General features: G+C 65.5%; 15 protein-coding genes and 2 pseudogenes. 10 read left to right on the top strand and 7 right to left on the bottom strand.

Annotated elements, in window-relative coordinates; all coding sequences use genetic code 11:
• Positions 1–127, top strand: a pseudogene (locus tag EU800_RS28395) (IS481 family transposase); the annotation flags it as partial.
• A 151-nt stretch (positions 128–278) separates the two neighbouring features.
• Positions 279–611, top strand: coding sequence for a nuclear transport factor 2 family protein (locus EU800_RS28400; RefSeq protein ID WP_129633254.1), 333 nt, complete (start codon positions 279–281; stop codon positions 609–611).
• Positions 612–621: 10 nt separating this feature from the next.
• On the opposite strand, the pseudogene EU800_RS28405 reads toward EU800_RS28400, so the two are convergent.
• Together EU800_RS28405 and lepA are read right to left on the bottom strand one after the other, a co-directional pair.
• A pseudogene (locus EU800_RS28405) lies at positions 622–741 on the bottom strand (hypothetical protein); the annotation flags it as partial.
• 489 nt (positions 742–1,230) lie between these two features.
• Positions 1,231–3,030 carry a translation elongation factor 4 gene (gene lepA, locus EU800_RS28410; protein WP_165354670.1) on the bottom strand — a complete coding sequence of 600 codons (1,800 nt, stop codon included), beginning with the start codon at positions 3,028–3,030 and terminating at the stop codon, positions 1,231–1,233.
• 251 nt (positions 3,031–3,281) lie between these two features.
• On the opposite strand from lepA, the gene EU800_RS28415 reads away from it, so the two are divergent.
• The 6 genes from EU800_RS28415 to EU800_RS28440 all read left to right on the top strand — a co-directional run bounded on the left by EU800_RS28415 (position 3,282) and on the right by EU800_RS28440 (position 6,999).
• Positions 3,282–3,560, top strand: coding sequence for an acylphosphatase (locus tag EU800_RS28415; protein WP_129633258.1), 279 nt, complete (start codon positions 3,282–3,284; stop codon positions 3,558–3,560).
• Positions 3,561–3,760: 200 nt separating this feature from the next.
• On the top strand, positions 3,761–4,348 hold the full coding sequence (gene hisB, locus EU800_RS28420) for an imidazoleglycerol-phosphate dehydratase HisB (protein WP_129633260.1): 588 nt from the start codon (positions 3,761–3,763) through the stop codon (positions 4,346–4,348).
• Entirely contained in the window at positions 4,348–4,989 is a 642-nt protein-coding gene (gene hisH, locus EU800_RS28425; RefSeq protein WP_129633262.1) for an imidazole glycerol phosphate synthase subunit HisH, read from the top strand. Before hisB ends, hisH begins: the two co-directional genes overlap by 1 nt.
• A gap of 120 nt (positions 4,990–5,109) precedes the next feature.
• Positions 5,110–5,829, top strand: coding sequence for a 1-(5-phosphoribosyl)-5-[(5-phosphoribosylamino)methylideneamino]imidazole-4-carboxamide isomerase (gene hisA, locus EU800_RS28430; protein ID WP_129633264.1), 720 nt, complete (start codon positions 5,110–5,112; stop codon positions 5,827–5,829).
• Positions 5,830–5,860: 31 nt separating this feature from the next.
• Positions 5,861–6,622, top strand: coding sequence for an imidazole glycerol phosphate synthase subunit HisF (gene hisF / locus EU800_RS28435; RefSeq protein ID WP_129633266.1), 762 nt, complete (start codon positions 5,861–5,863; stop codon positions 6,620–6,622).
• A 62-nt stretch (positions 6,623–6,684) separates the two neighbouring features.
• Positions 6,685–6,999: a phosphoribosyl-ATP diphosphatase gene (locus EU800_RS28440; protein ID WP_129633268.1), complete on the top strand. Its 315-nt coding sequence runs from the start codon at positions 6,685–6,687 to the stop codon at positions 6,997–6,999.
• Positions 7,000–7,002: 3 nt separating this feature from the next.
• Here the strand turns inward: EU800_RS28440 and EU800_RS28445 are convergent, their stop codons facing one another.
• The 4 genes from EU800_RS28445 to EU800_RS28460 all read right to left on the bottom strand — a co-directional run bounded on the left by EU800_RS28445 (position 7,003) and on the right by EU800_RS28460 (position 9,367).
• Positions 7,003–7,440: a CoA-binding protein gene (locus EU800_RS28445; RefSeq protein ID WP_129633270.1), complete on the bottom strand. Its 438-nt coding sequence runs from the start codon at positions 7,438–7,440 to the stop codon at positions 7,003–7,005.
• A gap of 200 nt (positions 7,441–7,640) precedes the next feature.
• Positions 7,641–7,907 carry a hypothetical protein gene (locus EU800_RS28450; RefSeq protein WP_129633272.1) on the bottom strand — a complete coding sequence of 89 codons (267 nt, stop codon included), beginning with the start codon at positions 7,905–7,907 and terminating at the stop codon, positions 7,641–7,643.
• Position 7,908: 1 nt separating this feature from the next.
• A complete protein-coding gene (gene rlmB / locus EU800_RS28455) occupies positions 7,909–8,697 on the bottom strand; it encodes a 23S rRNA (guanosine(2251)-2'-O)-methyltransferase RlmB (protein WP_129633274.1) in 789 nt (262 codons plus the stop codon).
• Positions 8,698–8,761: 64 nt separating this feature from the next.
• Positions 8,762–9,367, bottom strand: a complete 606-nt coding sequence (locus EU800_RS28460) for a hypothetical protein (protein WP_129633275.1) — start codon at positions 9,365–9,367, stop codon at positions 8,762–8,764.
• A 110-nt stretch (positions 9,368–9,477) separates the two neighbouring features.
• Between EU800_RS28460 and EU800_RS28465 the strand changes: the two genes are divergently transcribed.
• A complete protein-coding gene (locus EU800_RS28465; RefSeq protein ID WP_129633277.1) occupies positions 9,478–10,347 on the top strand; it encodes an S-methyl-5'-thioadenosine phosphorylase in 870 nt (289 codons plus the stop codon).
• Positions 10,348–10,363: 16 nt separating this feature from the next.
• Here the strand turns inward: EU800_RS28465 and EU800_RS28470 are convergent, their stop codons facing one another.
• Positions 10,364–11,284, bottom strand: a complete 921-nt coding sequence (locus EU800_RS28470) for a bifunctional helix-turn-helix transcriptional regulator/GNAT family N-acetyltransferase (RefSeq protein ID WP_129633279.1) — start codon at positions 11,282–11,284, stop codon at positions 10,364–10,366.
• A 250-nt stretch (positions 11,285–11,534) separates the two neighbouring features.
• Here EU800_RS28470 and ffh point away from each other — a divergent pair, with 250 nt between their 5' ends.
• On the top strand, positions 11,535–13,052 hold the full coding sequence (gene ffh / locus EU800_RS28475) for a signal recognition particle protein (RefSeq protein WP_129633281.1): 1,518 nt from the start codon (positions 11,535–11,537) through the stop codon (positions 13,050–13,052).
• The last annotated feature ends 1 nt before the right edge of the window (position 13,053 follow it).

Consider the following 13,053-nt stretch of genomic DNA (forward strand, 5'->3'; position numbering starts at 1 on the left):
CTTCGCCCGAAGGCTCAAGACCCTCAGCGGTCTCACGCCATACGAATACATCTGCAAGATCTGGACTTCAGAGCCAGACAGATTCAATGTCGATCCGATCCACCAAATGCCGGGACTGAACACCTAGGATCCGCGCCCGCGCCACGCGATACCGGCCCGGAACCGCTCCTTGCACGGGACGTCTCCCGAGACCCGGTAAAAAAGAATCCTTGCGGCAGCGAGGATATCGGAGTCATCGTTCCGTTTACTCTAGGGAAACTTTTGAACAGGAGCGAAAGATGGCAATCTTCGACGCAATGAACGAGGCTGTACAGAACAAGGACACGCAGGCCTATATCGACCTCTATGCGGACGACGCCGTCTTCGTGCGGCACCAAAGCGGAAAGTCGATGAGCAAGGCGGAATTTGCCGACATGATCGGCAAGATGATGGCCTCGGACAAGACGGTCATGCGCGAGCGGCGCAAGATCTACGAGAACGATGACATTCTCGTGGTCCATTCGGTCAACGACTATCCCGACGGGACGCGGGAAGCGGTGCTGATGGCCTGCATGCTGAAGGACGGCAAGATCACCCGGGTCGAGACCGGGGCGACACCACTGGAGAAGTGAAGAAGCGGCGTCAGGACTCCATCTTCAGCGCGGTGATGAAGGCTTCCTGAGGGATGTCCACCTGGATGGACTGGCGCATCCGCTTCTGGCCCCCCATCTGCTGTTCCAACAACTTTCTCTTCCGGGCGGCGTGGCGGCGCTTACTCGGATTGCCCGGCATCCCTTTGGCTAGCTGCTGAAAAGGATCTTGGACGGCCTCTCTGGTCGACCTGCGCCATGTCTACGACGGCATGTTTCCTTCAGTTCAACGAGAGAGATTCTGAAGGCACGGTTCTGGCGCTAATCGGCCTTGCCGAGTGAGTGCTTCGGCAGCCTGTTAAACCCCATCGTCGGATAGCCTCGTTCCGCCCGGCCGCAGGCCGGGCCGCGCCCGACCCTCCCCCCGGGAGGGCGCATGGTCGACGTCCCGCACCGAAGCAGCGATTTGCAGAGCGACGCCGCCTCGCACCGGTCGAGCGTTGCCTGCGCCCACCCAGGGTCGGGCGCGGCCCTTTGCGCTTTGATCGGGCGTTGGGAAGGGCGCGAGCTGAGACGGTGCGCTGCGCTTCGACGGTATTGGCACGCAATTGGCTGCGCCAATCGCTTTCGCCCACCTTCAAAAATGCAGAAAATGGACAGTCTAGCTGTCCATTTTCAAGGCATTTATGAACGCTTCCTGCGGAATATCTACTTTCCCGAACTGCCGCATCCGCTTCTTGCCGGCCTTTTGCTTCTCCAGAAGCTTCTTCTTCCGGGTGGCGTCGCCGCCATAGCATTTCGCCGTGACGTCCTTGCGCATCGCCGAGAGCGTCTCGCGGGCGATCACGCGGCCGCCGATGGCCGCCTGGATCGGGATCTTGAACATGTGGCGCGGGATCAGCTCCTTGAGCTTCTCGCACATGGCCCGGCCGCGCATCTCGGCGCGGTCGCGGTGGACCATCATCGACAGCGCGTCGACCGGCTCCTCGTTCACCAGCACCTGCATCTTGACGAGGTTGTCGGTGCGGTAGCCCGCGAGCTGGTAGTCGAAGCTGGCATAGCCCTTGGTGACGGATTTCAGCCGGTCGTGGAAATCGAAGACGACCTCGTTCAACGGCAGGTCGTAGACCACCATGGCGCGGGTACCGGCATAGGACAGGTCGAGCTGGACGCCGCGGCGGTCCTGGCAGAGCTTCAGAACGTCGCCCAGATACTCGTCCGGCACCATGATGGTCGCCTTGATGCGCGGCTCCTCGATATGGTCGATATCGGCGGGGTCGGGCATGTCCGCCGGGTTGTGCAGTTCGATCTGCGCGCCCGACCGCAGATGGATCTGGTAGATCACCGAAGGCGCGGTGGTGATGAGGTCGATATCGTATTCGCGTTCGATCCGGTCGCGCACGACTTCGAGATGCAGCAGGCCGAGGAAACCGCAGCGGAATCCGAAGCCGAGCGCGGCGGAGGTCTCCATCTCGTATGTGAAGGAGGCGTCGTTGAGGGCGAGCTTCTCGATCGCCGTGCGCAGGTCCTCGAACTCGGCATTGTCGACCGGGAAAAGGCCGCAGAAGACGACCGGCTGCGCCGGCTTGAAGCCCGGCAGCGGCGCCGCGCAGGGTTTCTTCTGATGCGTGATCGTGTCGCCGACGCGGGTGTCACGGACCTGCTTTATCGAGGCCGTGAGAACGCCGATCTCGCCCGGGCCGAGCTCGGCGATGTCCTGCATCTGCGGGCGCAGCACGGCGAGCTTGTCGACGCCGTATTTCGCGCCCGTCTGCATCATCAGGATATTGTCGCCCTTGCGGATGACCCCGTCCATCACGCGGATCATGACGACAACGCCAAGATAGGAATCATACCAACTGTCGACGAGCATCGCCTTGAGCGGCGCATCCCGGTCGCCCTTGGGCGCGGGCAGACGGGTGACGATGGCCTCCAGCACCTCGGGGATGCCGACGCCGGTCTTGGCGGAGATCAGGCAGGCATCGGAGGCGTCGATGCCGATCACGTCCTCGATCTGGGTGGCAATGCGCTCGGGCTCTGCCGCCGGCAGGTCGATCTTATTAAGGACGGTGACGATCTCGTGGTCGGCGTCGATGGCGGTATAAACATTGGCCAGCGTCTGAGCCTCGACGCCCTGCGTGGCATCGACCACCAAGAGCGATCCCTCGACCGCCCGCATCGAGCGGGAGACCTCGTAGGCGAAATCGACGTGGCCCGGCGTGTCGATAAGGTTCAGGATATAGGTCTGACCGTCCCGCGCGGGGTATTCGATGCGCACCGCGTTGGCCTTGATGGTGATGCCGCGCTCGCGCTCGATATCCATTGCGTCGAGCATCTGCTCCTTCATGTCGCGCTCGGCCACCGTTCCGGTGAGCTGGATCAACCGGTCGGCAAGGGTGGACTTGCCGTGGTCGATATGGGCGACGATGGAAAAATTGCGGATATGGGCGAGATCGGTCATGGCCGGCATATGAGGAGAATCCGGGCTCTGGTCAAGCAGGATCGGTGCAGGAAGCGCCGGGGCGCGGCGCGGCATCGGCGCCGTCCCGGCACGGGTTCCCGGAACCAGAATTTCAACGGGTTAGAGAAACGTTTCGAGGGGCTGTCGGGCCTGTCCCCGACCGGGAGGCGGAAGGCCGGGCGGCTTTGCGCACAAGATTGCCGTGTGCCAGGGTGGGTCGGGACGCCGGATGCGCAGGAAAGGAGACCGGAATGGCGGAACGGGTGACGATGGCGGTCCGGGTGCGCGGCCGGGTTCAGGGCGTGGGCTTTCGCGCCTGGACGGCGGCGGAGGCGCGAGGGCACGGGCTCGACGGCTGGGTCAGGAACGAGGCGGACGGCTCGGTCCGCGCGCTGGTTGCCGGGCCGCAGGATCGCGTGGCCCGCCTCCTCGTGGCGCTGGAACAGGGACCGCCTGCGGCGCGGGTGGCGTCGGTGGAAACCGAGGAAGCGGCAGAGGACGCGGGGTCGGGGTTCCGGGTGACGCGGTAAGGCGCGCTTTCAGGCAGGGCACCCCGGCCGTCTCACGGGCTGCCGTCCAGCCATGCCGGGTGACAGGGAAGGTGCCGGTCCTGCCCCCGTCGGGGCTTCCGCAGCGACGCATTCGCCACAACGCCCCGCGCAGCGTCTGCTTTCTCTTGGAACGGCAGGCCGGCGGCGCTATGGAACCCGGGTCAGACCGGAGGGACGGCATGCGCAAGGCGACACTCGAACGGGCCACGACCGAGACGAAGATCTCGGTCGAGATCGACCTGGATGGAACGGGGCGTTACGACGTCGCGACCGGGGTCGGCTTCTTCGACCATATGCTGGAACAGCTCGCCCGCCATTCGCTGATCGACATGGTGGTGCGCGCCGAGGGCGACCTGCATATCGACGATCACCATACCGTCGAGGACACCGGCATCGCGCTCGGCCAGGCGCTCGTCGCGGCTCTCGGCGACAAGCGCGGCATCCGCCGCTATGGATCCTGCATGTTGCCGATGGACGACGCGCTGGTCCGTGCCGCGCTCGACCTCTCGGCGCGGCCCTGGCTCGTCTTCAATGTGGAGTTCCCGAGCGCGAAAATCGGGACGTTCGACACCGAGCTGGTCCGCGAGTTCTTCCAGGCGCTCTCGACTCACGGCGGCATCACGCTCCACATCGACGCGCTGCACGGGCTCAACAGCCACCACATCACCGAGGCCGCCTTCAAGGCGGTGGCACGCAGCCTGCGCGAGGCGGTCGAGCCCGACCCGCGCAAGGCCGATGCGATTCCGTCCACCAAGGGGATGCTCTGATGCCACTGACGGTGGTGGTCGATTACGAGAGCGGCAACCTGCACTCGGCCGAGAAGGCCTTCCAGAGAATGGCGGCGGAGACGGGCGCGGGCGAGGTCATCGTCTCCGGCCGCCCCGAGGACGTGGCGCGCGCGGACCGCATCGTGCTGCCCGGCGACGGCGCCTTCCCGTCCTGCAAGGCGGCGCTGGAGGGGCATTCGGGGTTGCAGGAGGCGATAGAGGAGGCCGTTATCGGCCGCGGCCGGCCGTTCATGGGCATCTGCATCGGCATGCAGATGATGGCGAGCGTCGGCCGGGAATACCGCGATACGCCCGGTTTCGGCTGGATCGGCGGTGAGGTGGTCCTCATCGAACCCTCCGACCCGACGCTCAAAGTGCCGCATATGGGCTGGAACGACCTCGTGGTGACCGAACGGCACCCGGTGCTCGAGGGCATAGAAACCGGCGATCACGCCTATTTCGTCCATTCCTACCAGGTCCGGGTGGAGAACCCCGCCCATCGGTTGGCCCATGCCGATTATGGCGGCGAGGTCACCGCGATCATCGGTCGGGACACCGTGATCGGCACGCAGTTCCACCCCGAGAAGAGCCAACGGGCGGGGCTGCGGATGATCTCCAACTTCCTGACCTGGGCGCCCTGAAGACTTGGCGAAATCGGCATCCGGCTCCGTGTCGCGGCCGACACGGACGTCAGGTCACTTTGCATTCGTGCGCGCGCCGTGGCAGAGAACGGCGCGTGGGAGAAAGAAAGGACCGGAAGTATGATCCTCTACCCCGCCATCGACCTCAAGGACGGCCATTGCGTCCGGCTGCTCAAGGGCGACATGGAGAAGGCGACGATCTTTGGCGACGATCCCGCCGCACAGGCGCGACAGTTCGCCGAGGCCGGCTGCAAATGGCTGCATCTGGTGGATCTCAACGGCGCTTTCGCCGGTCGACCGGTCAATGCGGAGGCGGTCGAGGCGATCCTCAGAGCCGTCAAAGTGCCAGTGCAGCTCGGCGGCGGCATACGCGATATCGCCACGATCGAGATGTGGCTCGCGAAGGGCGTCTCCCGGGTGATCCTCGGCACCGTCGCGGTCGAAAACCCCGAACTCGTGCGCGAGGCGGCCTCGCTTTTCCCCGGCAAGGTGGCCGTCGGGCTCGACGCGCGAGGCGGCAAGGTGGCGACCCGCGGCTGGGCGGAGGAAACCAACATGACCGTCACCGCGCTTGCCGACCGGCTGGAGGATGCAGGGATCGCCGCGATCATCTATACCGACATCGACCGGGATGGTGCCATGCAGGGCCCCAACGTGGCCGCAACGGCGAAGCTGGCGCGCTCGACGACAATCCCGGTGATCGCCTCCGGCGGCGTCTCCTCGCTCAAGGACATCATCGCGCTGCGCGATGCCGCCGAGATCGCTGGCGTGATCTCGGGGCGGGCGCTTTATGACGGCGCGCTGGACCTAGGCGAGACGCTCTCCGCGCTGGCCGCCTGAGCCCGCGCCCGATCGAGGAACACAAGACAGCATGTTGAAAACCCGCATCATCCCCTGCCTCGACGTCAAGGAGGGCCGCGTCGTCAAGGGCGTCAACTTCGTCGACCTGATCGACGCAGGCGACCCGGTGGAGGCGGCCAAGGCCTATGATGCGGCCGGCGCCGACGAGCTCTGTTTCCTCGACATCAACGCCACGCATGAGAACCGCGGCACGATGTACGACCTCGCGACGCGGACGGCGGAGCAATGCTTCATGCCGCTGACCATCGGCGGCGGGGTGCGCTCGCCAGAGGACGTGCGCGCGCTGCTGCTCGCCGGCGCCGACAAGGTGAGCTTCAACTCCGCGGCGGTGGCCGACCCGGACGTGGTGGCGCGCTCGGCCGAGCGTTTCGGCAGCCAGTGCATCGTGGTGGCGATCGACGCCAAGACTGTCGCTCCGGGAAAGTGGGAGATCTTCACCCATGGCGGGCGTCGGCCGACCGGGATCGACGCGGTGGAGTTCGCGCGGACGGTGGTTGCCAAGGGGGCCGGCGAGATCCTTCTTACCTCGATGGATCGGGACGGCACGCGGGCCGGTTTCAATATCCCGCTGACCCGCGCGATCTCGGACGCTGTCCATGTTCCGGTGATCGCTTCGGGAGGGGTGGGCACGCTCGACCATCTCGTGGAGGGCGTGACCGAGGGCGGCGCAAGCGCGGTGCTCGCCGCCTCGATCTTTCATTTCGGGGATTTCACGATCCGCGAAGCCAAGGAGCACATGGACGCGGCGGGGATTCCGGTCCGGCTCGACTGAGGCCGAACGATGTCCGGTGGGCCAGTCCCGCGGGATATTTTCGAACAGAAGAAGAGGCAGGGATGAGCGCGATCGAGCGGCTTGCGGACGTGATAGAGGCGCGGAAAGGCGCCGATCCGGATTCGTCCTGGACGGCGAAGCTCCTGGCAAAGGGGCCCGAGAAATGCGCCGAGAAATTCGGCGAGGAGGCCGTCGAGGCGATCATCGAGGCGGTGAAGGGCGACAGGGCGCGGCTGACCGCGGAAGCGGCGGACGTGCTCTACCACTTGCTGGTCATGCTGGCGGCGCGCGATGTGCGCCTGGCCGATGTCGAGGCGGAACTGGCGCGGCGCGAGGGGACGTCCGGCATCGCGGAGAAGGCAGCGCGCCCGGAGTGAGGCTCAGGCGACCCGCCAGCCGGGCGGGAAGAGCCGCGGGATGTCGATCATTGGACAGCGGTTCTCGATGACATCAACGCCCTGCGCCCGTGCCAGAGCAGCGGCCTCGGCATTGGCAAGACCGAGTTGCATCCAGATCGTCCCAAGCCCCGGAAGATGTGCCAGTGCCGCGGCGACCGTGGCCGGAATCTCCTCGGAGCGGCGGAAGATGTCGACCATGTCGACTGGGTCGGTGATGTCGGAGAGGCTGGCGACCACGGTCTCGCCAAAGAGCGTCTGGCCCGCGAGGCCGGGATTGACGCCGATCACGCGATAGCCGCGGTCGACGAGGAAGCGCGAGACATAATGGCTGGGCCGCGTGGGATTGGCGGAGGCGCCGACGCAGGCAATGGTGCGGGTGCGCTCCAGGACGGCGCGCAAGGTCGGATCAGGATCGGTCATGTGCCTCGCATGCCCACAGTCTGGTCGAAAGAAAAGCGCCCGGACGAACCGGGCGCAAGTTGCGGAACGAGGGACAGTGCAGCGAGTTGCGTTGTTCCAAAACGTCAACTCATAACAAGGATGTAGGTCGAAAACCGCGATATCCAAGGGAATGTAATATAAGTGTGAACGAAACGGTAACACGGCGCGAGAGCAGAGCCTCAGTCGAAGAGGTCGCCGATCTCGTCGAGAATGTCTTCGAATAGTTTCCCAACCTTCTTCTTTCCGATTTTCTTCTTATATTTCTTTGGTTTGGAGATATTTTTCGAAGGGGATTTCCGGCCGGTCTTCTGCGGACGGAACGACTTAAGCTCGCTCAGCGGTGCACCGCAGGCAGCGCAGGCCAGTTCGTGCCGGCCCTGATCGAGGACCAACGCCGCACGGGTGCCGCAGTAGCAGCATGTCGCGACCTTGGTGTTGCGATACATCTCAGGCTCCGTCTTGCGTCTGTCTGGTTGCATATAGGGCGATCGCGGCAGCGTTGGAGACGTTGAGCGAGCCGAAACTGCCCGCCGCTTCGATTCGGACGAGCCCGTCGCAGGTATCCCGGGTGCGGGCACGCAGCCCCGGTCCTTCGGCGCCCATGACGAGGCCGAGCGGGCGGGCGGTGGCCCCGACGGCGGCCTCGGCGATGCCCTGGTCCGCCTCGCCGTCGAGACCGATGAGCCAGTAGCCCATCTCGCGCAGCTCCAGCATCGCGTCGGCGAGGTTGCGCACCCGCAGATAGGGTTGGCGCTCCAGCGCGCCCGATGCGGCCTTGGCCAGCGCCCCGGTCTCGGGGGCCGAGTGGCGCAGGGTTCCGATCACCGCGCGCGCGCCGAAGACTTCGGCCGAGCGCAGGATGGCGCCGACATTATGCGGGTCAGTGACCCGGTCGAGCAGCACAACGCGGGGCGCGCCCGGCCCCGGCGCGCAGAGATCTGCGAGCTTTCCCCAGTCGAGCGGACGGACTTCAAGGGCCGCGCCCTGGTGGACGGAGCCTTCGTCGAGCGGCACCGGGAACTTGCGCGCATCCGCGATCTCGGGGTCCATGCCACTTGCGCCTATGGCCTCCGCCAGCTTGTCGGCGGCATTCTTGGTCACAACGAGGCGCAGCCGCTCGCGGGCGGGGTTCTCCAGCGCGTCGCGCACCGCGTGCAGGCCGAACAGCCAGAGCGTTTCGGCGCTCGCGGCGCGTCTGGCACGTTCCTTTTCGACGACCCAGGCAGGTTTTTTCATATTCGCATCCTTCCGCCTCCCCCCCTGCCCGCGCATGGGCGAAATGGCAAGCCGGTCCGCGCGGTCAGCGGCCGGTACGGCGGACATAAAGATAGAGCAGGATGACCCAGTTGGTGAGAAAATGGATGGCGAGGCTGCCCAGGGTGACGAAGAGGATCCAGAGCGTTTCCGTCCCGCTCATCGCCACCCAGTCCGCGGCAATGGCCCGGAGCGCATAGCCCAGCGCCACGAGCGGCATGGCCCGGACCGCTTCGGCGTCTCGCGTGGCCCAGACAGACGGAAAGTGGTGGATGTCCTCCGGCCAGAAACGCAACACCGCAAGGATGCAGGCGGACATGGCGAGCAAGTAGACCGTGTAGCACTTCTGGACTGTCGCGGCGTCGGGCGAAAACAGCAGAGCGGCACAGAGGAATATCCCGAGCGTGTAGAGCGCCATCCAGCCGGAGAGGTCGTCGGGACGTAGCTCCTCCTTCAGGTTGAAGAGAACGTTCCGGACGATCAGCACGGCAAAGCCCGACGCTGCGGCAATGGGCAACGGCGCGAGGGGCCGACCGAGCAGCGTGCCCGTCCAGCCGCGGAAGACCAGGAACGTCACAAGTGTCACCAGGAACGGTGCCGCACCGATGGCTGTCGGGCGAGGCACGAGGGTGATCGTACGCAGGAACCACATGCGCTTTCCCTGCCGCGTCAATCCGGCGAAATTAGGGAAGCCGCGCGGCTTTCCTACCCCAATCGGGCGCAGTATGGTCCGGCCAGATCGGGCAGGGAATGGGTCGTGACATGGAGACGATGATCGGCGTGATCGGGGGCAGCGGACTCTATGGGTTCGACGGGCTGGAAGAGGCATGCTGGCAACAGGTCGATACGCCCTGGGGAGCGCCCTCGGACGAGATCCTGACCGGCATCGCGGGCGGCGTGAAAATGGCCTTCCTGCCCCGCCACGGCCGCGGCCATGTCCATTCGCCGACATCCGTCCCCTACCGCGCCAATATCGACGCGCTGAAGAGGCTCGGGGTAACGGACGTCGTCTCGGTCTCCGCCTGCGGCTCGTTCCGGGAGGAGATGGCGCCGGGACATTTCGTCATCGTCGATCAGTTCATCGACCGCACCTTTGCCCGCGAGAAGAGCTTCTTCGGTCCGGGCTGCGTGGCGCATGTGAGCCTGGCGCATCCGACCTGCGAACGGCTCGGGCAGGTCTGTTTCGACTCCGCGCAGGCGCAGGGCATCACTGTGCATCGCGGCGGCACCTATCTCGCGATGGAAGGGCCGCAATTCTCCACGCTCGCCGAATCAAAGCTCTATCGCGAGGTCTGGGGCTGCGACGTGATCGGCATGACCAACATGCCCGAGGCCAAGCTCGCCCGCGAGGCCGAACTCTGCTACGCCTCGGTCGCTATGGTCACCGATTACGACAGCTGGCATCCCGACCATGGCGAAGTCGACATCAGCGACATCATCCGGACGCTGACGGCCAATTCAGAGAACGCCGCCGGCATGATCGCCCGTCTGCCGGAAGCGCTCGCGGGCGCGCGCGCGCCCTGCCCGCATGGCTGCAACCGGGCGTTGGAATTCGCCATCATGACCTCTGAGGAAAAGCGCGATCCGGTGCTTGTCGACAAGCTCGGCGCGGTGGCGGGGCGGGTGCTCTAGTTCCGGAGCACCGAAGTCACAGGCGGAGTTCCCAGCTCTGGTCCACGGCATCGCGGCCGAACGCCCGGGCCGGCTTGCTGACCACCAGGCGGAAGCCGTTTCTTTCGTAGAGCCTGCAAGCGGATTCGAGCCCCTGTTGGGTCCAGAGAACCATCGTCTCGAAGCCCTGGGCACGCGCATGGCGGATGGCGGTGTCGACCAGCATCTGTCCGATTCCCTTTCCGCGCGCAAAGGGCTCCACCAGCATCAGCCTCAGGCGCGCGGTCGTGTCGTCTTCGCGCACCACGAACACGCTCCCGAGCCTCAGCCCCTCCGACTCGGCGATCCAGCCCTTCTCGGCCGGCTCCTCCCTGTTCGCAACGAAACCGGACAGGATGCCGGCCACGAGCGCCTCGAAGCTCATGTCGAAACCCTCGCTGGCGGCGTAGAGTTCGCCATGCCTCTTGATGATCCAGCCAATATCCCCGGTCTCGATCTCCCTGATCCGGACCTCGGCCTCGGGCGGCCAGGAGAGAACGCCCTCGATGGTGTTCATGGCCTCCAGTACCTGGTCGACCGTCGCGTCGGGCAGAGTCGCGATCATCTCCCCCACTGCCTCTGACGCCGTCCGGACCAGTCGCGCAAATGTCGTCCTGCCGTCTTCGGTGAGGCCGAGCAGGTTGACGCGCGCATCTCGCGGCGACGGAGTTCGCGTGATCAGGCCGCGCCGCTCCAGCTTCTTGATGACGCGGCTCATATACCCCTCGTCGAATCCGAGCACTCCGGCCAGCTCGCGGGCGCTCGTCCTCTCCCGGCTGCCGATCTCGAAGAGGAGCCTGGCGTTGGTCAGGCCGAGCCCGTCGAAGCTCACACGATCCAGCAACCCGATCCGGGTCGTGTAGAAGCGGTTGAATGCGCGAATGCGACCGATCTTGTCCATGGCGGGAATGACTGTCACGAATACTTGCTAAAGGCAAGTATTCTCATGACCCGCCAACGCCCGCCGAAGCGCGCGGATTTCTTGACAGCCCCGCGCGAGGGGCCTAAAGACCGCGGCGATACCCGGAAGTGCGAGCTTCCGGTCCCTCGGTCGCGAGGGATCGCCACCAGTCAGCGCGTTGCGCCCACTGGTGCGTTTGTCGTTTCGGAACCGGCTCCCTACATCGGGGCCAAGGGCAGCAACCAGGAGGCCGAAGGAGGGCCGGGGCATGTTCGAGACACTATCTGATCGCCTCTCCGGCGTGTTCGAGCGGCTGACGAAGCAGGGCGCGCTCTCCGAGGAAGACGTCAAGACCGCGCTGCGCGAGGTCCGCGTGGCGCTGCTGGAGGCGGACGTGTCGCTGCCTGTGGCGCGCGAGTTCATCAAGGCGGTTCAGGGCAAGGCCACCGGTCAGGCGGTGACCAGATCGGTCACACCGGGCCAGCAGGTGGTCAAGATCGTCCATGACGAGCTGGTGCATTTCCTCGCCGGCGACACCGAGACACCGGGCGAGCTCAAGATCGACAACCCGCCCGCGCCGATCCTGATGGTCGGCCTGCAGGGCTCGGGCAAGACGACGACCACCGCCAAGCTCGCCAAGCGACTCTCCGAACGGAGCGATAAGCGGGTGCTGATGGCCTCGCTCGACGTCAACCGCCCGGCGGCCATGGAGCAGCTCGAGATCCTCGGCCGGCAGGTCGGCGTCGACACGCTGCCGATCGTGAAGGGCCAGTCGCCGGTGGAGATCGCCAAGCGCGCGAAACAACAGGCGACGCTCGGCGGCTACGACGTCTACATGCTCGACACCGCCGGCCGGCTCTCGATCGACGAGGCGCTGATGTCCGAGGTCGAGGCGGTGCGCGACGCCACATCGCCGCGCGAGACGCTGCTGGTGGTCGACGGCCTCACCGGCCAGGACGCCGTGCACACGGCGGAAAATTTCGACCAGCGGATCGGCATTTCCGGCGTTGTGCTCACCCGGATGGACGGCGACGGCCGCGGCGGCGCGGCGCTCTCGATGCGCTTCGTGACCGGCCAGCCAATCAAGTTCGTCGGCCTCGGCGAAAAGATGGACGCGCTCGAGGAGTTCCACCCCGAGCGGATCGCCGGCCGCATCCTCGGCATGGGCGACATCGTCTCCCTCGTCGAAAAGGCGCAGGAAACGCTCGAGATCGAGCAGGCCGAGCGCATGATGAAGCGCTTCCAGAAGGGTCAGTTCAACATGAACGACCTTCGGAGCCAGCTCGAACAGATGCTCAAGATGGGCGGGATCGAGGGCGTGATGGGCATGATGCCCGGCATGGCCAAGATGAAGAACCAGGTCGCCGAGGCGGGGTTCGACGATTCCATCCTGCGCCGGCAAATCGCACTCATCCAGTCGATGACCAAGAAGGAGCGCGCCGCGCCGCAGATCCTTCAGGCGAGCCGCAAGAAGCGGATCGCCCAGGGCGCGGGGCTCGAGGTCAGCGAGCTGAACAAGCTTCTGAAACAGCACCGCCAGATGGCGGACATGATGAAGAAGATGGGCAAGAAGGGCCTGCTGAAACAGGCCATGGGCTCGATGTTCGGCAAGGGCGGCGGGATGCCCAAGGATCTCGGCGACATGAACCCTGCCGACATGGAAAAGGCCGCCAAGGCGCTCGGCAAGCTGCCGGGCGGCATGGGCGGCATGGGAGGCGGCGGCCTGCCCGGCCTCGGTGGCGGAGCATTGCCGCCGGGCCTCGCCGGCTTCGGGAAGAAGAAGTAGA

Source organism: Tropicimonas sp. IMCC6043, assembly GCF_004146235.1.
Taxonomy (GTDB): domain Bacteria; phylum Pseudomonadota; class Alphaproteobacteria; order Rhodobacterales; family Rhodobacteraceae; genus Tropicimonas.

Coding starts and splice junctions, on each gene's coding strand:
- EU800_RS28400 (WP_129633254.1), top strand. CDS start 279: ATGGCAATCTTCGACGCAATGAACGAGGCTGTACAGAACAAGGACACG.
- lepA (WP_165354670.1), bottom strand. CDS start 3,030: ATGACCGATCTCGCCCATATCCGCAATTTTTCCATCGTCGCCCATATC.
- EU800_RS28415 (WP_129633258.1), top strand. CDS start 3,282: ATGGCGGAACGGGTGACGATGGCGGTCCGGGTGCGCGGCCGGGTTCAG.
- hisB (WP_129633260.1), top strand. CDS start 3,761: ATGCGCAAGGCGACACTCGAACGGGCCACGACCGAGACGAAGATCTCG.
- hisH (WP_129633262.1), top strand. CDS start 4,348: ATGCCACTGACGGTGGTGGTCGATTACGAGAGCGGCAACCTGCACTCG.
- hisA (WP_129633264.1), top strand. CDS start 5,110: ATGATCCTCTACCCCGCCATCGACCTCAAGGACGGCCATTGCGTCCGG.
- hisF (WP_129633266.1), top strand. CDS start 5,861: ATGTTGAAAACCCGCATCATCCCCTGCCTCGACGTCAAGGAGGGCCGC.
- EU800_RS28440 (WP_129633268.1), top strand. CDS start 6,685: ATGAGCGCGATCGAGCGGCTTGCGGACGTGATAGAGGCGCGGAAAGGC.
- EU800_RS28445 (WP_129633270.1), bottom strand. CDS start 7,440: ATGACCGATCCTGATCCGACCTTGCGCGCCGTCCTGGAGCGCACCCGC.
- EU800_RS28450 (WP_129633272.1), bottom strand. CDS start 7,907: ATGTATCGCAACACCAAGGTCGCGACATGCTGCTACTGCGGCACCCGT.
- rlmB (WP_129633274.1), bottom strand. CDS start 8,697: ATGAAAAAACCTGCCTGGGTCGTCGAAAAGGAACGTGCCAGACGCGCC.
- EU800_RS28460 (WP_129633275.1), bottom strand. CDS start 9,367: ATGTGGTTCCTGCGTACGATCACCCTCGTGCCTCGCCCGACAGCCATC.
- EU800_RS28465 (WP_129633277.1), top strand. CDS start 9,478: ATGGAGACGATGATCGGCGTGATCGGGGGCAGCGGACTCTATGGGTTC.
- ffh (WP_129633281.1), top strand. CDS start 11,535: ATGTTCGAGACACTATCTGATCGCCTCTCCGGCGTGTTCGAGCGGCTG.